Source organism: Pseudomonas sp. P4795, assembly GCF_048822895.1.
In the GTDB taxonomy this organism is placed as follows: domain Bacteria; phylum Pseudomonadota; class Gammaproteobacteria; order Pseudomonadales; family Pseudomonadaceae; genus Aquipseudomonas.
The window spans coordinates 124848-145789 of sequence record NZ_JBMFBT010000006.1 but is presented as its reverse complement, the minus strand read 5'-3'; the positions used below and the strand labels follow the sequence as shown (position 1 = coordinate 145789).

Sequence of the window (20942 nt, the reverse complement as noted above, 5' to 3'; positions counted from 1 at the left end):
TCCCCCGGATGCCGCTAGAGTGCCGCGCACGACCCGGATCGAACCAAATGGGCCGCAGGGCACTCAAAGGATGCGCTTCACGACAAGGAACACACCCGGTGCTGGGAGCCCGTGGTGTCAAGGTTTGTCAGCCTTAACCGAAACTGCTGAAGAACTTCTATTCAATGACGAACTTGATGAAAGTCGCCAAACGCTTCAAACATCGCGCCTACGTGGCCCTGCCCTCCCTGTTGGTGGCCAGTGCGCTGTGTTTGTCGCTCGAGTCCAGCGAAAGCCGCGCGCAAACGGCTGACGGCACGCAAACCCTGGTATTCCTGCGTCATGCGGAGAAACCCGAAGGTGGTCTGGGCCAGCTCAACTGCCAGGGTCTGAACCGTGCGATCGATCTGTCGACGCTATTGCCGGAAAAATTCGGCAAGGCCGACTATGTGTTCGCCGCCAATCCAACGCGCAATGTCGAGGAAGGCGAGCTGGACAATTCCTACAGCTATATTCGCCCCCTGATGACCATCAGCCCCGCCGCGATCAAACTCGGGCTGCCGGTGAATATCGAGTTTTCCGCCAACGACACCAGCGACCTCGCTCGTGAATTGACCGACGACAAGTACCACAACGCAACCATCTACACGGCCTGGTCGCACGGCTATCTGCCGGAACTGATCAACAAGGTCGCGGGCAACGCGGTGGGCGGCAAGCAGAAGATCACCGAGGATTGGGAGTCGGGCGACTACGATTCGCTGTATGTACTGACATTGACCTGGCACAACGGCAAGGCCAGTTTGCAGAGTCACAGCTACAAGCAGGGACTGGATAACGGCCAGACAACTTGCCCGACCTGATCTTTGTATTGCCTGTTATGGCCCCATCGCTGGCAAGTCAGCTCCCACAGGGATTGTCGACACACTGTAATCCACTGTGGGAGCTGCGGTGCGACGATTCGACTTGCCAGCGATGAGGCCATTAAAACCACCATCAATCTCTCTGACTCGCCCGCTCGCGCAAATATTCAATAACCGCCCCCCGCGCCCCCGCAAACTCAATCCGCCCGCCTTTCTTCTCCCGCTGAAACGCATACATCGGATCGTAATACTCGCGCAGCAACCCCTCGATCCAGCCGCGATGCAGATCCACCGCCCCGCTACGCCCCTGCTCCGCCAGCGCATCTTCCATCAGAATCAACAACCGCCGATGGCGCTCGCCGCCCAGGCGTTTCTGCACATTGTTCAGGCTCGCCAACAGCCGTTCCGAGAACAGCACAAAGCCTTCTTCGCCATGCACCGCGCTGAACTCGGCAGCCAGATCGACCACGTAATCGCGCAGGATCCGCTCTACCCGATCCGCAAAACTGTCTTCCAGCCAAACCATCGGGTATTGCTGCATGCCCTGATACAGCGGCAACGGCAACGCACAACTGCCGACCACCCGGCTCTCGTCTTCCAGCACAAACTGCTCGATGCCGCTGGCACGTTTCTTCAGGAAGTCGATCGCCAGACGGTTTTCGAAGTCGATGTTCGACGGCTGACCCGTGGCGCGTTTGCCGAAACTGGAGCCTCGGTGATTGGCATGTCCTTCCAGATCCACAGCGTTGCGCAATTGCACCAGCGCCTCGGTTTTGCCGGTGCCGGTCATCCCACCGAGCAACACGAAATCACACTGAGCCACCGCGTCTTGCAGGGTGTCGATCAGGAAAGTACGCATGGCTTTGTAGCCACCGCCGACGCGCGGGTAGTCAATGCCGGCCTCGTCGCGCAGCCATTGCTGGGTGATCTGCGAGCGCAGACCACCGCGAAAGCAATACAACAAACCATCGGGATGGCTGCGGGCAAAATCTGCCCAAGCCTGAATGCGCTCGGCCTTGACTGCGCCGGACACCAGTTGATGGCCCAACTCGATGGCCGCTTGCTGGCCGTGCTGTTTGTAGCAGGTGCCGATACGCTGGCGTTCGCTGTCGTTCATCAGCGGCAGATTGACCACGCCGGGGAACGCGCCTTTGTGAAACTCGATCGGCGCACGTGCGTCCATCAACGGCCGGTCGTTGAGGAAAATGTCGCGGTAATCGGTGCAGTCGACGGACATCAAATCACCTCGACCGCATTGCTCTGTCGCTCAACCAGTTCGCCGACTGGCTCAAGTTTCAGGCCGAGTTCGGCCGCTACGGCGAGGAATTCGGCGTCGCCCTCGGGAGTCACGGCAATCAGCAGTCCGCCGCTGGTCTGCGGGTCGCACAGCACGCGTTTGTGCAACTCTTGCACGCGTCCGACCTTGCTCGAATAACTGTCGAAGTTGCGCAAAGTGCCGCCCGGCACGCAGCCCTGATCGAGGTAGTACTCGATGCTGGCCAGACGCGGCACGCTCTCATAAGTAATGCGCGCGGTGAGCTTGCTGCCATCGGCCATTTCCACCAGATGCCCGAGCAAGCCGAAACCGGTGACATCGGTCATCGCCGTGACACCGGCAAGCTTGCCGAAGCGGCTGCCGGGTTTGTTCAGCGTACACATCCAGTCGCGGGCTACGCCGACGTCGGACGGACGCAACTTGCCCTTCTTCTCCGCGGTGGTGAGGATGCCGATGCCCAGCGGCTTGGTCAGGTACAGCAGGCAACCGGCGGTGGCGGTGTCGTTGCGTTTCATGTGGCGCTTTTCCACCAGTCCGGTCACGGCCAGGCCGAAAATCGGCTCCGGCGCATCGATCGAGTGCCCGCCGGCCAAGGTAATTCCCGCTTCATCACACACCGCGCGCCCGCCGCGAATCACTTCGCGCGCCACTTCCGGCGCCAGCACATTCACTGGCCAACCGAGTATGGCAATCGCCATCAACGGATCACCGCCCATGGCGTAGATATCGCTGATCGCATTGGTCGCAGCGATCCGGCCGAAGTCGAACGGGTCATCGACAATCGGCATGAAAAAGTCGGTGGTCGACACCACCCCGCGTTCGGCATCGATCTCATACACCGCCGCATCATCACGCGAGGCATTGCCCACCCACAGTTTCGGATCAAGATTCTGCGCCCCGCTGCCGGCCAGAATCACCTCCAGCACCTGCGGCGAAATCTTGCAACCGCAACCGGCGCCGTGGCTGTACTGGGTCAGACGAATCGGTTCGCTCATGGGGGGCAGTCTCTGGAGGGGAATGCGGCGGATTTTAGCAGAGGCCTTGGGAAGAAATGTTTCGAGGAATTCTGATCAAAAAAAAACCGCCCTTACGGGCGGTCAAGGTCCTTCGCTCCTGTATTCCGTTCCTGTTCTCCGCTCCTGTTATCAGAAGCCGAGGCTAAAGCTGACAGTCATCGCATGGTCATTGCTTTCGTTCGACAGTTGCCCCGAATAGCCGATGCCGAGTTTGCCGGTGGGGCTGACCTGGAAGTCCACGCCCGCCTCGACCACTGCGCTGTCCTTGGCGATTGGCACACCTTGGGTGCTGAACGCGGCGCCGCCGTCGATGAAGCTCAGGTCGGCGTCGGGTTTAGTGTCGCCGAACGCATGCCGCCAGCCGAGCGACGCGCGCGGGGTGAATTGCCCGCCGTTGGCCAGGGTGATGACTTTGCCGGCGCGCACCCCGAGGGTGGAGAAGGTGATGTCCTGATCGGCTTCGGCTTTCAGGCGCCCTACGCCGCCCTTCTCCTTGGCTTTGTCGCTGTCGTAGTTGACGTAGGCGAGACCGGCGAACGGTTCCAGCGCGATGCCGGCGGCTTCGACGGTGTAGCCGACTTCGCCGAACACCTGGGCACTACGCGCATCGTAATTGGCCTCCAGACGATCGTTGTAGGCGCCGACGCTGACGTCGCGTTTGGTCTCGATGTCGTGCCAGCTGTAAGCCGCGCCGAGGCGCACCGCCAGTGCATCGAACTGCGAGTTGAGGTACGCCGCCAAGTGGTAGCTTTCGACCGTGGCATCCGAACGACGCTCGTGGGCATCGAGGTCGCTGCGGGTGTAACCAGCGGCCATGCCCACGCGCCATTGGTCGTCGAGTTGCTTGTCGGTGCCGAGCATGAAGCCGCTGAGGTTGTGATCGAGTTTGGCGCTGTTGCTGTCGCCGTCCGACTCGCCCCATGCACCGAGTGCGCGCGCCCAGCCGACCATTTCGCCGTGGCAGCCGTTGCTGCTCAGCTGATTGTCGCTTGGCGCCAAGGCGCGCCGTGGATCATCCGGCGCGCTGCACGACGGCTGGCGCATCCGGTCATTCACGGCTTCACGCACGTAGCGCGAATCCTCAAGCATCGCACTGGCAGTACTCGCATGAATCTCCCCGGACAGGCTGTCGAAGGCATTGCGTGCACCGGTCACGCTCAGGTTGATGATTTCATTCTGCAACGCTGCACCGGCCGGGCCATTACGCATCAACGCCGAAGCGGTGCTGCGCTGGTTGCCAGTGGCGGCGACGTCGACGAAGGAGTTGCCGTTGCGACTGACCACCAGGTTCACTGCGTTGGCGTCATACACCAGCGCCGAGTCGAGGAACGCGTACTGCGGCAGATCCGCCGCGCTGAACGTTCCGACCACACCGCCGCCGGCAGTGATCAGCGAGTAGACGGTGTTGCCGGTGAATGGCGCGAGGCTGTTGACTTGCAGACCGCCGCCCAGGGTTGCCGTGCCGCCGACTGCCAATGGTGTAGCGGTTGGCGAGCTGACGGTCAGCGCCAGTACACCGCCGGATGCGTTGGTCAGGTTGCCCGCGACACTCAGGGTGCCGGCCTCCGCTCCGGATTGCACCACCCCGTTGTTGACCACCGAACCGACACTGCCATTACCGCTCAACACGGCGCCGTTGGCGACAGTCACTTGCCCACCGAGCGATGCCCTTGCCGAGCGGCTGCCGACTTGCAGCACGCCTTGATCGACTGCGACGGTGCCGCTGAACGGATTATCACCGGTCAACAGCAAGGTGCCGGAACCGCGTTTGAGCATCGCACCCAGTCCGCGCAGCGACCCGTTGAATTGACCATTGAAGTTCTGCACGAACAACAGCGAAGCATTGTTCAGAATATTGCCTTGCAGACTGGTGGTATTACCGACCAGCGTACCGCCGCTGACGGTGGTTCCGCCGCTGTAAGTATTAGCACCACTCAAGACCAAGGTACCGGAATCGAGTTTTTCAATCCCGCCCGTGCCCACCAGCGGAACGGAAATTTCCGCAGTGCCACCGGCATTCACCCGCACGGGCGCCAGACTGCCGTCGGGACCGTTTACCGGAGTTAGCGTGCCGCCCGCACCCGGCGTCAGGCTGTAGCCGCTGGCGAGAAATTGCAGGCCGGTGAAGCTTTGGTTGCCAACCACACTGACCGTACCGCCCTGCCCGCCGAACACGGCGAATTGACCATTGGAGCCTAGCGCCTGAGTGCCGGTCGGATCCGTCCAGTTAGTACCCGGCCCCCACACGCCGCTGCCGCCACCGATGCTGCCGTCCGGATTGGTTTTGCCACCGTTCCAGAACTGCACTTCGCCCGGTGTGTTTTGCACCAGCAGGTTGACCTGATTGGCAATCGCGGTTTGCAGCGTCAGATTGGCCGCCGCAACTGGCAGGCTGCCGTAGACCAGACCGTTGTCGGTCAGGCCACCGCCGTAGCTGAACAGTTGATAGACCCCAGTGCCGAAGCCACCGGCATTCGTGATGTTCAGCGTACCGTCGAGGGTCAGATTGCCTGCCACATTCATCACCGTGGTCGAACTGGTGGCCGAGCCGAGGCTGAAGTCCAGACTGGTTCCCGAGGACAACGCCAGTGCACCGACCGACAGCGGTGTCGCAGCACCGCCGCCGAGCAGGGTCGCGCCGTTAGCCAGTTGCAACGCGCCGCCGAGTTGGCCGCTACCGCCGAGTTTGGCACCGCTCGCCACATTCACGCTGGCACTATTGAGCACTCCGTTGACGTTGAGCGTACCGGCCTGCACATCGGTGTTGCCGGTGAAGCTGTTATTGCCGGTCAGCAGTAACGCGCCAGTGCCGGTTTTATTCAACGTGCCGGCGCCGGTGAGGTTGCCGGTGTAGCTGCCGTCGCTGTTTTGCGCGAAGGTCAGCGCCGCGTTGTTGACGATTGCGCCTTGCAGGCTGCTGGTATCGCCTTGGGTGCTGCCGCCGTTCAACGTGGTGCCGCCGCTGTAGGTGTTGGCGCCGCTGAGTACGAGATCGCCACTGCCGTTTTTCAACAGGCTGCCGCTGCCGGTGATCGCGCCAATCAGGGTGGTGTTCTGGTTACCGGCGAGGGTCAGTTGCGCACCCAGATTGATCGCGTTGGACAGTTGCAAGGTCGAGGCGCTGTCGAGGGTGCCGTTGCCCAGCACACTGAGCGCACCGCTGCTGATGGCGCTGTTGTTGCCCAGGGTCAGCGTGCCGCCGCTGAACTGGGTAGCGCCGCTGTAAGTGTTGCTGCCATTGAGGGTCAGATTGGCCGCGCCGGTCTTGATCAGGCTGCCAGTGCCGCTGACCACACCGCCAAGGGTCAAAGCGTTGGAACCGGTGACGTTCAAGCCACCATTGAGAACCACAGCGTTGGCCAGGCTGACGGCGGCGTTGCCGTCCAGCGCAGTGCCATCGGCGGCGGTCAATACGCCAGTGCCAAGCGCCGCATTGTTGCCGACCACGATCTTGCCGCCATTCAGCGCGGTGCCGCCGCTGTAGCCGTTGGCGGCGTTCAGCACCAAAGTGCTGGTGTCATATTTGCCCAGAGTACCGGCGCCGTTGAGCGCGACGCCAATGGTCGCGGTGGCGTTCGGATCGACCCGCACCGAGGCGTTGCCCATCGAACCATTGACCAGATTCAGCGACCCCGCGGTGCCGTTCTGCAAGCTATAGCCATCGGTAACGAACTGCATGCCGGTGATGCTTTGCGCGCCGTTGACGGTGACCGTGCCCGCCGTGCCCTGGAACACAGCAAAGTTGTTGGTCCAGGCCTGATTGGTCGTGCCGTTGACGTCGGTCCAGTTGGTGGTACCCGTGCCCCAGGTGCCGCTACCGCCCTCCACCGAGCCGTTGGCGACGAGTTGGTTGCCGTCCCAGAATTGCACGGTGACGCCTGGAGCCGTGACCAACAGATTGATCTGGTTGGCGAGTGCGGTTTGCAGGGTCAGATCGCCCGGGGTGACGCTGCCCGGCAGCGTGCCGATCAGCATGCCGTTGTCGGTCAGGCCGCCGGTGTAGTTGAGCAGGCGATATACGCCGCTGCCGAAGCCACCGATATCGCTGACGTTCAGAGTGCCATCGAGGGTCAGGTTGCCGCCGACGTTGACCAGTGCGTTGCCACCACCCGAGACCGGTGCGCCGAGGCCGACGTCGAAATTCGAGTTGCCGTTGAACACCAGCGAGCCCACCGACAAAGTGCTGCCAGTGGCACCCGCCAGACGACCGCCATCAGCCACGGTCACAGCGCTGGTCAGAGTGCCGCTGCCGCCGAGGGTGCCGCCACTGTTGACCAGCACGTTGGCGCTGGCCAGCGAACCGTTGACCTGCAAGGTGCCGGCGTTGACGTTGGTGTCGCCGGTCAAGTCGCTGATGCCACTCAGGGACAGGATCCCGGTGCCGAGTTTGGTCAACCCGCCATCACCGCTGAGAATACCGGCGAAGGTGCTGCTGAGGTTGCCGCCGCCGAGGCTCAGCGTATTGCCGGTACCGATCAGCGCGGTGCCGCTGCCGGTCAGGCTGGCGAGGCTGCCGGATGCGCCGAGGTTGAGCGCCGCACCGCTGGCGAGGCTGACGGTGGCGTTGTTGCCCAGCGCTGTACCGCTCAGGGTGGTAAGGCTGCCGGACAACACATCGAAGGTGCCGCCGAAGGTGTTGTTGCCGCTCAACGTCAGGTCGGCCAGACCGTTTTTAGTCAAGGTCCCTGCCCCGGCAATCACGCCGCCGAGGGTCAGGTTGTTGTTGCCGGCCAGTGTCAGATTGGCATTGACGTTGAGGTTGTTGGCGAGCACCAGCGGCGAGCTGTTGTCTAGGGTCGAGGCACCGGCCACGGTGACTGCGCCGGAGCCCAGAGCGGCGCCGCTGCCGAGGGTCACCTTACCGGCATTCAGCGTGGTGCCGCCGGTGAAGGTGTTGACTCCATTGAGCGTCAGGTTCGACGCGCCGTTCTTGATCAACCCGCCCGCCCCACTGACGACACCGGCGAGGGTCAGGTCGCTGCTGCCGGTGTTGCTCAGGTTGGCGTTGAGCACCACGTTATTGCCCAGGCTCAGCGCACTGTTGCTGTCCAGCGATGAAGCGCCGGCCACGGTGAGGTTGCCCAGACCCAGTGCCGAGTTGCTGCCGACGGTCAGGGTGCCGGCATTCAGCGTCGTGCCGCCGAGGAAGTTGTTGTTGCCGCTCAGGGTCAGGTTGGCTGCGCCGTTTTTGCTCAGGCTGCCGGCGCCATTGATCGTGCCGGCAAGCGTCAGATTCGCCGTGCCGCCGATGCCCAGATTGCCGGCCAGGTTGACCGCGTTGTTCACCGCCACTGCGGTGTTCGCATCGAGCGTGGTGCCGCCCGCCGCGTTCAGAGTGCCGGAACCGAGCGCCGAGTTCGACGCCAGAATCAACCCGCCCGCGTTCAGCGCCACCGGCCCGAGGAAGGCGTTATTGCCGCCGAGGGTCAGGTTGGCTGCGCCGGTTTTGATCAAGCCACCCGTGCCGCCGATCACTCCGTTGAGGGTCAGCGCATTGCTGCCGACCACGGTCAGGTTGCCGTTGAGTGTTGCTGCGTTAGCGAGGGTCACCGCTGCGTTGCTGTCGAGTTGCGTGCCGGCGTTGGCGATAAGGGTGCCGCTACCGAGCGCGGTGTTGCTGCCGACGATAATCTTGCCGCCGTCCAGTTGCGTGCCGCCGCTGTAGGTATTGGCGCCACTGAGCACCAGGGTGCCAGTGTCGAGTTTATTGAGAATTCCGCCGCCATCGATATTGACGCCGATGGTCGCAGTCACGCCCGGATCAACCCGCAGCGCCGTAGTCCCGCCAGTGCCATTGACGGCGGTAAGTTGTCCCGCCGTACCGTTGACCAGGTTGTAGCCATCGGTGAGAAATTGCTGGCCGGTGAACAGCTGCGTGCCGTTGACCGTCACGGTGCCCGCCGTGCCCTGGAACACCGCGAAGTCGCCGGCCCATGGCTGATTGACCAGACCGTTGGCGTCGGTCCAGTTGGTGCCGACCGCATTCCAGGTGCCGCTGCCGCCATCGACGACGCCGTTGGCAATGGTCTGGCTGCCGTCCCAGTAACGAATGTTGACGTTCGGCGCCGAGACTTGAATGTTGATCTGATTCGCCACACCGGTCTGCACGATCAAATCGCCAAGGCCATAGCCGACCGGCACGCTGGCGACATCCAGCCCCAGATTGGTCAGCGCACCGGTGTAGTTGAACAGCCGGTACACACCGACGCCGAAGCCGCCGGCATCAGTCACGTTGAGATTACCGTTGAGGGTGACGTTGCCACCGATGTTCATCAGCGATGCGGTCGAGGGTGTACCCAGCGCCACATCGACATTACTGCCAGCCGCGAGCGTCAGTGCACCGGCCGACAGTTGGTTACCCGACGACAACGCCAGATGCCCGCCGCTGTTGACGTTGATGGCCCCGAGTGCCGAACCGGTGCCCGTTAGCGTACCGCCGGTATTGACGTTGACCTGCGCGCTGCCCAGCGAACCACTGAGATCGACCGTACCGCCATTGATCGCGGTATTGCCGGTAATGCCGTTGATCCCAGTCAGGTTCAAGGTGCCGGTGCCGACCTTGACCAGGCCGCCGCTGCCGCTGAGATCACCGTCGAAAGTGCTGGTGACGTTGCCACTGCCGACGGTCAGGGTGTTGCTGCCGGTGAGTTGCACACTGCCGCTGCCGGTCAGTGCGCCGAGGCTGGCGTCGCTGCCCAGATTCAGCCCCGCGCCGGCGCTGATGTTGACGCCGGCGGTATTCCCCAGCGCATTGGTGTTGAGCGTGGTGACGCTGCCGGAGAGGATATTCAGCGCGCCAGTGAAGGTATTGTTGCCGGCCAGAGTCAGGTCTGACAGACCGTTTTTAGTCAGACTGCCAGCGCCGTCGATAATGCCGTTGAGGCTCAGGTCGTTGTTGCCTGCAACGGTCAAACCGGCATTGAGCGTGATCGCGTTACCGATGCCGAACGAAGCGCTGTTATCCAGCGTCGCCGCGCCGCCGACGATCAGCGCGCCACTGCCCAGGCCGCTGGCATTGCCCAGGGTCAGGGTGCCGCCGTTGAGCGTGGTGCCGCCGCTGAAGGTGTTGTTGCCGTTAAGCGTCAGGTTGGCCGCGCCATTCTTGATCAACTGGCCAGTACCGCTGGTAACGCCACCGAGCGTCAGGTTTTGCGTACCGCCAACCGTCAGCGCGGCATTCAGCGCTACGCCGTTGTTCAGCGAAACCAGTGGTGAATTGCTGTCCAGCGTCGCCGCGCCGGCGACGGTCAACGCCCCACTGCCCAGCGCCGAACTGTTGCCGACAGTCAGAGTGCCGGCGTTGAGGGTGGTGCCGCCGAGGTAGTTGTTCGCTGCGTTGAGAATCAGATTCGCCGCACCGTCTTTCACCAGACTGCCAGCGCCGCTGACCAGACCGGTCAGAGTCAGATTGGCGCTGCCGCCGACATTCAGTGCACCAGCCAAGACTACTGCGTTGTTCAGGCTTACCGCGGTATTGGCGTCCAGCGTGGTGTTGGCTGCCGCGTTCAACGTCCCGGCACCGAGCGCGGTGTTGCTGCCGACGATCAGTTTGCCGGTATTCAGTGCAGTGTTACCGAAATAGGTGTTGGCGCCGTTGAGGGTCAGGTCGGCGGCGCCGTTTTTGATCAGTCCACCGATCCCGGCGACCACGCCACCGAGGGTCAGCGTATTGGTTCCGCCGACGGTCAGGGTGCCGCCGAGGTTGAGGTTATTGGCCAGGGTTGCGGCGGTATTGGCGTCCAGTGTGGTGCCGTTGGCTGCGTTCAGCGCGCCCGTGCCCAGCGCGGTGTTGGAGCCGACGATCAGCGAACCGGCGTTCAGAGCGGTAGTGCCGGTGTAGGTGTTGTTGCCGTTGAGCGTCAGGCTCGACGCGCCGGTCTTGATCAGGCCGTTGCCGCCACTGATCACGCCGCCGAGGGTCAGCGCGTTGGCGTCGCCGGCGGTGAGGTTGGCGTTAAGGGTGATCGCATTGTTCAGTGTCAGCGCCGAACTGTTGTTGAGGGTGCCCGCCCCGGCCACGGTGAGTGCGCCAGTGCCGAGTGCCGCGCCGTTGCCGACCGTCAGGCTGCCGGCGTTCAGCGTGGTGCCGCCGCTGAAGGTGTTGGCGCCGTTGAGGGTCAGGTTGGCCGCGCCGTTCTTGATCAACTGGCTGGCGCCGCTAAGCACACCGCCGAGGGTCAGGCCGTTGCTGCCGCCGATGCTCAGCGCATTGTCGAGGATGACGTTGTTGGTCAGCGTCACCGCCGCGCTGCTGTCGAGCGTCGCGGCGCCGCCAACGGTGATGTTGCCACTGCCCAGCGCAGCGTTGGCGCCCGCGGTGATGGTACCCGCGTTCAATGCGACCGCCCCGAGGAACGTGTTGGCTCCGTTGAGAATCAGGTTGGCCGCACCATTTTTGGTCAAGCCGCCGCTGCCACTGACAATGCCGCCAAGGGTCAGGTTGGCGCTGCCGCCGATGTTCAGGTTGCCGCCGAGACTGACGGCGTTGGTCAGCGCAACTGCGGTGCTGGCGTCCAGCGTTGTGCCCGCGGCGGTGGTCAATGCGCCGGTGCCCAGCGCGGTGTTGGAGCCGACGATCAGCGTCCCGGCATTCAGCGCCGTACCGCCGGAGAAGGTGTTGTTGCCGCTGAGGGACAGGTTCGCGGTGCCATTCTTGATCAGGTTGCCCGCACCGCTGATCACACCACTCAAGCCCAGCGCCTGAGTGCCGCCGATGGTCAGATCAGCCGCCAGTGCGACGGCGTTGGCCAGCGTGACTGCCGCCGTTGCATCCAGCGTGGTGCCGGCCGCTGCGTTCAAGGCGCCCGTACCAAGCGCGGTGTTGCTGCCGACCAGCAGGCTGCCGGCGTTGAGCGCGGTGGTGCCGGAGTGGGTGTTGCTGCCGGTCAGGGTCAAGCTCGCGGTGCCGCTTTTGGTGATGCCGCCCGTGCCGGACAGGATCCCGCCGAGGGTCAATGCATTGCTGCCGAGCACATTGAGCGCGCCAGTCATCCCGATGTTATTGGCGAGCGTCACGTTAGCGGTGCTGTCGAGGCTGGTGCCCGCAGCGGTATTCAGCGCGCCGCTACCCAATGAGTTGTTGTTGGTCACCAGCAAGCTGCCGGCGCTCAGGGTGGTTGTGCCGGTGTAACCCGTATTGACGCCGCTGAGGGTCAGGCTGCCGCTGCCGGTCTTGGTGATGCCGCTGCTGCCCGTGATCAAGCCGCCAAGGGTCAGTGCACCGGCGCCGGTGGCGGTCATCGTGCCGCCAAGGCTGATCGCGTTGCTCAGATTGACCGTGCCCGGTGCCGACAGACTGGTGGCGCCGGTGAAGTTGAGCGTGCCGGTGCTCAGCGCCAGGTTGTTGCCCAATTGCACCGTACCGCCATTGAGCGTGGTATCGCCGGTATAGGTATTGGCCGCGCTGAGGTTCAACTGGCCGGTGCCGGTCTTGGTCAGGCCGCCGCTGCCCGACAACACGCCACTGAAGGTTGTGGCGTTGGCGCCCTGCACTGTCAGACCGCTTGCGCCAAGACTGATCAGGTTGGCGAGGTTCAAACCGGCATTGCTGGCCTGCAAAATCCCGCCATTGGACGTCAGCACGCCGCTGCCGAACGTGGCGTTGTTGTTGAATAGCGCAACACCGCCATTGAGCGTGGTCGCGCCGCTGACCAACGGTCCCTGCAAGGTCCAGGTGCCGCTGTTGAGAGTGAGATTGTTGAAGTTGACGTAGCTGGCGCTCGACGCCGTACCCGCACCGGTCGTACCGCCGCCGACGCCCAGGGTATTTTGCAGAATCAGGCTGTTGGTGCCACCGGCACCGCCATCGATCGTTCCGGTGGGGGCGAAGGTCAGGTTGATACCGATCAGGCCGCCGAGGCCGACACTGACCTGTATGCCGTCGCCAACGTTGACCGAGGATCCGGTCACTGCCGTAAAAGTGTTGGTGCTCGCCGTGCCCATCGACACACTGCCGGTGATCGAGCCGGCGTTGGTAAAGGTATTGCCCGCCGCCGAGGTTTCGAAGGCGACCCGGCCATTGATCACGCCGGTGCTGCTGTTGGTCATGTTGACTTGCGAACCGCCGTAGACACCGACTACCGGCGTATCGGCCAGGGTGATCCCACCGATCGACAGCCCGGTGGAGGTGATGGTGCCGTTGTTGATGATGCTGGTGGTGCCGGCCGCCGCGTTGTTCACGGCAATACCCAGGCCGTCGAGGCTGGTCAGGTTGAGGCCGAGCAACATGCCGGTGCCGCGAATGATGCCACTGGCGTTGTTCAGCACACTGACGGTACTCGTCGCGCCAGTGCCGATGAACGCCCCGCCGCTCAACACCGAGACCAGACCCAGCAGCGCCGGGTCAAGGGTGCCGGAGTTGTTCAGGGTGATGTTGACACCAGTGAGGTTCATCACGCGGCCGCCGAGCGTGGCGTTCATCTGCGCGCCGGCGTTGACGTTGACCGTCAACCCGTTAGTGGCGCTGTTGAAGTTGTTCAGAAACAGCGGCAGGCTCGGCACGCCGGTACAGGTCACCGTCGAGCCGATCGTGGAGCACGTGGCCAGCGCCGGAGTGCTCATCCCGCCGAACAACAGTCCGGCGACGCTCAGGTGCACAGCAAGGGAAAGTGGGGAAAAGCGCGAGACGAGGGCAACACCAAACCTTGCTTCCACGGGCAACTCCTTTCGTGGCCAATTTCATCCTTGAAGGCGTGCGACAGCAGGCACATCCGACACGCGAACAAAGCGTATGACGGTCATCAGATAACCGTCTCATTCCAGACACACGCTAGTAGATGCCCCGCGATGGGGCAGGAAAAGATGGTGTTAATACTTTGGTGCTAGAGGTCTCTGGACCAAGGCTTTCAGCCCGCAAACACGAGGAACTCGACCCCTGTAGGAGCTGCGGCACGCTGCGATCTTTTGATCTTGATCTTTAAAAGCAAAATCAAAAGATCGCAGCGTGCCGCAGCTCCTACAAGGTCACCGGGATCGACTTGGTATGAGTTGTGCAAACGTTTGCTAATCGTCAATACCGCCACTTTCGCGACTAAAACCGTACAGGCCCGCAGTGTCGGGCCTTGATCCGTAAAAAGGACTTTGAATGCACCTGTCTTCTTGCCGCCGCCCGTGGGGCGCGCGCACTTTTGCTGTTTCCTTGCTACTGGCCGGCGTTACCGGAATTCTCAGTCTCAGCGCATTGGCGCAACCCGCCGCCAAGGATGAGTCGGCCCAAGGTGAAGCCCTCAGCCCGGAGGCCAGTCCGCCGAAAAAAGGTGAATATTTGTCGGACTGGTTCAATCAGGACCTGATGATCATCGGCAGCAAGGACATCAGCTTCGGCCCGCAACCGTCCGACGACATCTACCTCGAATATGAATACTTCGGGCGCAAGGGGCCGTTCGAGTTGTACGGCTACGTCGACATCCCGAAGATCTTCGACATCGGCAACAGCCACGACAAAGGCGTGTGGGATCACGGCTCGCCGCTGTTCATGGAACACGAACCGCGGATCTCCATCGACTACCTCGCCGGCCGCAGTCTGGCCATCGGCCCGTTCAAGGAATGGTACGTAGCCTTCGACTGGATCTACGACCACGGCAGCCGCAAAGAGAACCGCGCCAACACGTTGTACAGCGGCTTCGGCACCGACATCGACACCCACTCGCGGGTCAACCTGTCGGCCAACCTGTACGGGCGTTATCAGTGGGAAAACTATGGTGCGAGCAATGAATATTCGTGGGACGGCTACCGCGCCCAGCTCAAATACATCGTGCCGATCAGCAGCTTCAGCAACGGCGCGTCACTGACCTACATCGGCTTCACCAACTTCGACTTTGGCTCGGACATGCACAAGGACAACCCGGCCCGTACCGCCAACGCGACGGTGGCGACCAACGTGTTTCTGTACTCGTTCACCCATTTGCGCTTCATGCTGGTGGGGCGGTATTTCCACAACGGCGGCAACTGGGAGGACGGCAGCGAGCTGAACTTCGGCGAAGGCAACTTCCGCGCGCGCTCGAATGGCTGGGGGTATTACGCGGGGGTCGGCTATCAGTTCTGAGCAATAGCCGTAACCTTTGGCCAAGGGAACGGCAGCATTCATGGGGGTTGCTGCAAGCGCAATCCCGGCCAGCCCCCAACGCTGCTGCCAACAACCGCTACCGTCGGACAATCCGACTGAATTTTCCCGGCGCAGCGCGATCCTTCTATTACCACAGGGAGGAAGATGGGCTTTATGAACAACGCAAAACTCTACGTCATCGAATACACCCTTCACGGCACGCCCAAGTCCTTCATTATCCGCTCGGACAAGATGGACAACGCCGAGGCTTGGCACTGGGCGAGCTGCGATGCCGGGGTAGGCCGAATTCCGCGCTTCGGCCGGGAAAAGGTGCAAAAGACCAGCAAGCCGATGGCAGAAAAATTCGGCGTGGAAAACGTTCTCTGGCGACCGGCAAGCTAAGCTTGAGCAACAGCGGGGACGACTTCGGGGGAACACACATGACGACCAGTGCGGCGCACCTGGAGTACGGCCTGGACAGCGCGTCCGGCCGCATCAGCAAAAGCGTCGAATGCCAGGTCGACCTGGAAGCTGTCGAAGACGATCCTTACTGCTTTGCGCTGCTGGTGTATGAACCGTTGCCGGAAGACCTGGATCAAGCGATCACCGTGGTCGTTTTCGTCGAAGGCAGGCGACTGCAGGGCAGCGTCCGGCGCATCGAATTGCTGGACGACGACAGTCTGAAACTGGAAGTGGAGCCTGATTAGGCTCCACTTTTTTTATTTAGCATGGGCGCATTTGCAGCCTTCGGTGGAACACTCTTTGCCGTCCTCGTGATGATGCGCACAAGCCTCGCAACAGAAATGCTTGCCGTGGCGAACGATGGGATGCTCACCGAGCTTGCAGTTGCACTTTGGGCAGTCACAGGTTTTGTCGGGCATGGGACAGACTCCTTGGGGGGTGGTTGTCTGGGGCTTGCGGGGCAGGCCGTGATACCAGTGTAGGAGGCTGACGAGGGTTGTGGGTTTGTGAGCATATCCGTTGCTGCGGTGATGGCTGCTTAGGGTTCCGCCCTGACGGCGGGTCACCTTTTCCAAACGCCGAAAAGGTAACCCAAAAGGCTTCTCCCTAGCGTACGGCACTTCGCCTAGGCTCAGTGTTCCCTCGCTACGGCGCCCATCAGGGGGCATCGCCTCCGGTTTGCTTCGCTGCACCTCCTCTCGATGTATGCGGCTTCGCCGCACGGCGCTACGCGCCTGCCCCTGATGGACACCTACGCTCGGCCTGCCGATGGGGCTTGAGATCAAAAACCACATCAAAAGCCACATCAAAAGCCGGATCAAGAGCCCCTCACCCTAGCCCTCTCCCAGAGGGAGAGGGAACTGACCGAGTGGTTTGGCAGAAGTACGCCGACGTGAAATACCGAGTCGAACTCAGGCTATGAAAAGACCACAAATCGGCTCCCTCTCCTCGAGGAGAGGGCTGGGGTGAGGGGTGAATCCACCGCAAAACCAAAGCCGAACACCCGCCCCTCACCACTCAACACAATGAGCGTTAGCTCGAGTACCGCTTTTGATCTCGAGCGCCCGTCGGCAGGCTGAGTGGAGGGATTGATCCGGGGGTGGGAGCGAAGCGACGTTTGGCGCAGCCAAACACATCGAGAGGAGGTGCAGCGCAGCAAACCGGAGGCGATGCCCCCGGATCAATCCCGGAGCGAAGGAACCCGAGCCACAGCGAGGGCCGAACGTCAGGGTAAAGCCTTTTTGGTTACTTTTTCGGCGTCTGGAAAAAGTGACCCGCCGTCAGGGCGGAACCCTAATCCGCCATCACCAAAAAACCGGATAAACCCCAATCAATCCAAAGAACGCACAGAACTCCGATACATAAACACCAACGCCAACCCCAAACAAACCATAGCCAAAATCCGCGATCCAGAAAGCTCAATCGCCGGATTCCCCAGCCAGCCAAAATTATCAATCAACATCCCCATCCCCAACTGCCCGACAATCACCGCCACCGTCGCCACCGCCGTGCCAACCCGGGGCACCGCACCCACCATCACAATCATATAAACCACCCCAAACAACGCCCCACTCAATTGCCATTTCGGGACGTCAAGCAAACTCACCGCATGCGCCGGCTCAAAAAACACAATCAACAAACCAGTGACCAACGCACCCACGGCAAATGTCAGCAAACTACTGCGCAAAACCCCGACGGTTTCACCCAGACGCCCATTGATCGCCGCCTGCACACTCAACACCGCACCGGCCAGAACCACCACCGCCAACAAAATAACCAGACTCATCTTCAACCCCGCGCAATCAAAACAAGTGCCGCGACAATCAGCAGCAGCGCGAGCCAACGCTCACCGTTGACCTTTTTACGCACCGCGCCGAACCAGCCGAAGTGGTCGATCAATACACTCTTGCCAACCTGCCCGGAGAGGATCGCGATCATGGTCATGGCAATGCCGATGTGCGGCGTCGCCAGCGTCAGCACCACCACGTAAATCGGCCCGAGCACACCCCCGATCAACTGCCAGCGTGGCAACGTGTTCAACGCAGGTCCTTGTTGCGGGCCACTGAACAACAGCAGCAAAAACAGAATCGCCGAACCGACCCCGAAGATGCTCAACGTCGCCCACAGATGCCCGACCTGCGCACCCAACGGCCCGAGCAACCCGGCCTCCACCGACAAGCCCATGCCCGCCAGAATCACCAACGGCAGTAACAACAGGCGCAACACCGGTTTAGTCACCGGTGGCGCAACACTCACTTCTTCCAACGTCTGCATGACAACAACCTGATCCAGTAATCGATGGCGCGGATTATCGGCTGGCGCCGCTGTGCGATAAATGGGAGCATCCTGACAACACTTTTGCGCAACTTGCACAGCAGGATAATCATGCACGGGCTCAACGATCTGGGATTCAAGGCGCTACGGCTGTTTGTGGCGGTGCTCGATCACGGCAGTTTTTCCGAAGTCGCACGTCGCGAGGGCGTGGCGCCCTCCTCGATTTCGCGACAGATTCAGTTGATGGAACAGGCGTTGAACCAGCAATTACTGTATCGCCACACCCGTGCGGTGACGCCAACCGAAGCCGGGCGCATGCTCGGTCACCATGCGCGATTGGTGCTGGTGCAGCTGGAAGAAGCCGAGCAGGCGTTACAGGAGCAGCAAAGCGAGCCCACTGGCCTGGTACGGATCAACGCGCCAGTGGTATTCGGCCAGCGCCATCTGACACCGTGGCTCGGTCAGTTGTGCGCGCGCTATCCGAAGCTGCAACTGGACATTCAGCAGACCGACCATTACGTCGATCCGTTGCAGGAAGGCACCGACCTGTTGTTTCGCATCGGCGCGCTGCACGACTCGAGCATGCAGGCGCGGATTCTGGCGCCGCACCGGTTTCAGGTGGCGGCGAGTCCCGCGTATCTCAAACGCCACGGTACACCGCAACATCCGGATGATCTGGCGCAGCACCAGTGCCTGGCCTACAAAGGCGCGACCGGTCAGCAGCGTTGGTTCTTTCGTCGTGACGGGCAGGAGTGGACGCCTTACTCGGTTCGAGGCAAGATCACGGGCAACCACGCGGACACCCTGACTCAGGCCGCTGTGCAGGGTTTGGGGCTGGTGATGTTTCCGTCGTGGCTGATTGGCGAGGCCGTGCGTGAGGGCACGCTGGTGCCGGTGTTGAGCGAGTATCAGGTGTCGAACAGTCTGGAGCCACAGCAGATTGCCGTGCTGTGGCCGGGGAGCCGGAGGTTGTCGGTGAAGGTGCGTACGGTGATTGATTTCTTCGTCGAATGCTTCGGCGAAGTGCCTTATTGGGACAGGCCCCTGAGCGGCTGAAGATCAACAGCCCCTCACCCTAACCCTCTCCCCGGGGGAGAGGGAACCGATTGGGGGATATTGGATAAATACGCCGACTTGAACGATGTGCTTTGAATCCATAATCGACTCCATCTTTCAGGTCGATGTAGGACGACGCACACCTCGGTCAGTCCCCTCTCCCTCTGGGAGAGGGTTAGGGTGAGGGGCTTTTCAGGCTTCAGATGCGAAACTGCCCCACCAGTTTGCCCAACCGCTGACCCAAATCTGCAAGGCTCCGCGAAGTCTGCGCCCCCAGCTGCGTCTCATCCGCCACGCTGTCCACCGCCACCGCAATCTGATGCACGCTGCGGTTGATCTCTTCCGCCACCGCCGTCTGCTCTTCAGCAGCCGACGCAATCTGCGCGTTCATCGAATTGATCGTGGCGATCAACTCGGCCATCGCGTCCAGCGAAGCACCGGCCTGATTGGCCTGCGCGGATGTCCCGTCACCCGCCTCGCTCGACCGGCGCATCGCTTCGACCGCCGACTGCGTGCCGGCCTGCAAGCGATCAATCATGCCCTGAATTTCCTGAGTGCTGATCTGCGTACGACTGGCCAGCGCGCGCACTTCATCCGCCACCACCGCAAAGCCGCGCCCGGCTTCACCGGCCCGCGCTGCTTCAATCGCTGCGTTGAGCGCCAAGAGGTTGGTCTGCTCGGCAATCGAGCGGATCACCCCAAGCACGCCGACAATCGACGATACGTCCTGTTGCAAGTTGTCGAGGGACACGCCGCTGCTGCGAATGTCATCGACCAACGCATGAATCTGCTTGATGCTGCCAGCCACCACGCGTTTGGCGGTCTGGCCTTCTTCGTCGGTCTGCTGCGCCGCGACCGCAGCGTTCTGCGCGCTCTTGGCGACTTCCATGGCGGCGGCGGACATCTCGTTGATGGCCGTGGCGACTTGATCGGTTTCGTGACGTTGACGCTCCATCGCCTGATCCGAACGCTGGGCCTGATCCGACACCTGCGTCACCAGCCCGGTCAGTTGCGACGTCATCTCGGTGATCTGCCGCACCAGGCCATGGATCTTGTCGACGAAACGGTTGAACGAGCCGGCCAGTTCGCCGAGTTCGTCCTGGCTGGTGATGGTCAGACGCCGCGTCAGATCGCCCTCGCCCGCCGCGATGTCATCGAGATTGGCTTTCATCAGAGTCAATGGGCGCAGGATCGCGTTGGCCAGCAACAGCCCCGCCACCGCGATCACCAACAGCACGATCACGGCCACGCCGACGATGCTCAGAATCACGCCTTGCATGCGCTCTTGAATCTGCGCTTCAACCAACGCCACTTGCGCTTCGATTCCGTCGAGGTTGACGGAGGTGCCGACCGCCATGTCCCACTTCGGCAGGTATTCGGTGTAGCCAAGTTTCGGCACCAGCACTTGCGCATTGCCCGGCAGCGCCGAGCTGTATTGCAGATAGTGGGTGCCGTCCTTCGCGACTTTCACCAGATCGCGGTTGACGTAGACACCGTTTGGATCGCGGTTGTCCTTGAAGCTTTTGCCCACGCCCTCGGGATCACTGGCCTTGAACAGGCGCACGGTCTCGGAGTCGTAGCCGAAGAAGTAGCCGTCCTTGCCGTACTTGATGCTCGACAGCAACTTGACCACCTGCGCGCGCGCCGCGTCATCGCCCGGGGCGGCAGCGTCGTACAACGGTTTGATGGTGGTCATGGCCACGGCGACGTAGCTGGCCAGCGTGGCCTTGGCGTCGGCGAGCAGGCGCTCGCGGGTCTGGGTGACTTCGTTGCGCGCCTGTTCCTGCAGGATGAACAGCGTGGTCAGGCTGATCACCAGCGCAAAGAGCAGCACCGGCAGGACGGCGAGGGACAGGACTTTAGCCTTGAGGCTCAGACGCATGGTGGCTCACTCTTTTGGTTTTGTTGGCGTGGTTAAAGGCTTTAACGGCACCCCAAGACAAAAGTTGAACCCACAAAAAAGATCGCAGCCTGCG

The 20942-nt window shown here is 61.9% G+C and carries 11 protein-coding genes and 2 pseudogenes; 5 read left to right on the top strand and 8 right to left on the bottom strand.

Features of this window, described 5'->3' with window-relative positions; all coding sequences use genetic code 11:
* Positions 1–164: 164 nt before the first annotated feature.
* Complete coding sequence (locus tag ACOI8A_RS18625; RefSeq protein WP_420650188.1) at positions 165–839, top strand: histidine phosphatase family protein; 675 nt, start codon at positions 165–167, stop codon at positions 837–839.
* A 133-nt stretch (positions 840–972) separates the two neighbouring features.
* Here the strand turns inward: ACOI8A_RS18625 and mnmH are convergent, their stop codons facing one another.
* The 3 genes from mnmH to ACOI8A_RS18610 form a co-directional block, all read right to left on the bottom strand.
* Positions 973–2076, bottom strand: a complete 1104-nt coding sequence (mnmH, locus tag ACOI8A_RS18620; protein WP_420650189.1) for a tRNA 2-selenouridine(34) synthase MnmH — start codon at positions 2074–2076, stop codon at positions 973–975.
* A complete protein-coding gene (gene selD, locus ACOI8A_RS18615; RefSeq protein WP_420650190.1) occupies positions 2076–3110 on the bottom strand; it encodes a selenide, water dikinase SelD in 1035 nt (344 codons plus the stop codon). The genes mnmH and selD overlap by 1 nt, the downstream gene beginning before the upstream one ends.
* A gap of 150 nt (positions 3111–3260) precedes the next feature.
* Complete coding sequence (locus ACOI8A_RS18610; protein WP_420657791.1) at positions 3261–13784, bottom strand: autotransporter-associated beta strand repeat-containing protein; 10524 nt, start codon at positions 13782–13784, stop codon at positions 3261–3263.
* A gap of 430 nt (positions 13785–14214) precedes the next feature.
* On the opposite strand from ACOI8A_RS18610, the gene ACOI8A_RS18605 reads away from it, so the two are divergent.
* The 3 genes from ACOI8A_RS18605 (at position 14215) to ACOI8A_RS18595 (ending at position 15881) form a co-directional block, all read left to right on the top strand.
* On the top strand, positions 14215–15174 hold the full coding sequence (locus tag ACOI8A_RS18605; protein WP_420650192.1) for a nucleoside-specific channel-forming protein Tsx: 960 nt from the start codon (positions 14215–14217) through the stop codon (positions 15172–15174).
* A 174-nt stretch (positions 15175–15348) separates the two neighbouring features.
* Complete coding sequence (locus tag ACOI8A_RS18600; protein ID WP_420651437.1) at positions 15349–15576, top strand: DUF6555 family protein; 228 nt, start codon at positions 15349–15351, stop codon at positions 15574–15576.
* Between the two features lie 38 nt (positions 15577–15614).
* Positions 15615–15881 carry a hypothetical protein gene (locus ACOI8A_RS18595; RefSeq protein ID WP_420650194.1) on the top strand — a complete coding sequence of 89 codons (267 nt, stop codon included), beginning with the start codon at positions 15615–15617 and terminating at the stop codon, positions 15879–15881.
* Between the two features lie 12 nt (positions 15882–15893).
* Here ACOI8A_RS18595 and ACOI8A_RS18590 read toward each other — a convergent pair whose 3' ends face one another.
* The 3 genes from ACOI8A_RS18590 to ACOI8A_RS18580 form a co-directional block, all read right to left on the bottom strand.
* A complete protein-coding gene (locus ACOI8A_RS18590) occupies positions 15894–16055 on the bottom strand; it encodes a metallothionein (protein ID WP_420650195.1) in 162 nt (53 codons plus the stop codon).
* A 911-nt stretch (positions 16056–16966) separates the two neighbouring features.
* Positions 16967–17422 (bottom strand): DMT family transporter, encoded by a 456-nt coding sequence (locus ACOI8A_RS18585; RefSeq protein ID WP_420650196.1) that lies wholly within the window; start codon positions 17420–17422, stop codon positions 16967–16969.
* Positions 17423–17424: 2 nt separating this feature from the next.
* On the bottom strand, positions 17425–17910 hold the full coding sequence (locus tag ACOI8A_RS18580; protein WP_420650197.1) for a DMT family transporter: 486 nt from the start codon (positions 17908–17910) through the stop codon (positions 17425–17427).
* A gap of 111 nt (positions 17911–18021) precedes the next feature.
* Between ACOI8A_RS18580 and ACOI8A_RS18575 the strand changes: the two genes are divergently transcribed.
* On the top strand, positions 18022–18966 hold the full coding sequence (locus ACOI8A_RS18575; protein ID WP_420650198.1) for a LysR family transcriptional regulator: 945 nt from the start codon (positions 18022–18024) through the stop codon (positions 18964–18966).
* Between the two features lie 199 nt (positions 18967–19165).
* On the opposite strand, the pseudogene ACOI8A_RS18570 reads toward ACOI8A_RS18575, so the two are convergent.
* A pseudogene (locus ACOI8A_RS18570) lies at positions 19166–19759 on the bottom strand (methyl-accepting chemotaxis protein); the annotation flags it as partial.
* Between the two features lie 312 nt (positions 19760–20071).
* Positions 20072–20848: pseudogene (locus ACOI8A_RS18565) on the bottom strand (cache domain-containing protein); the annotation flags it as partial.
* Positions 20849–20942 lie beyond the last annotated feature (94 nt).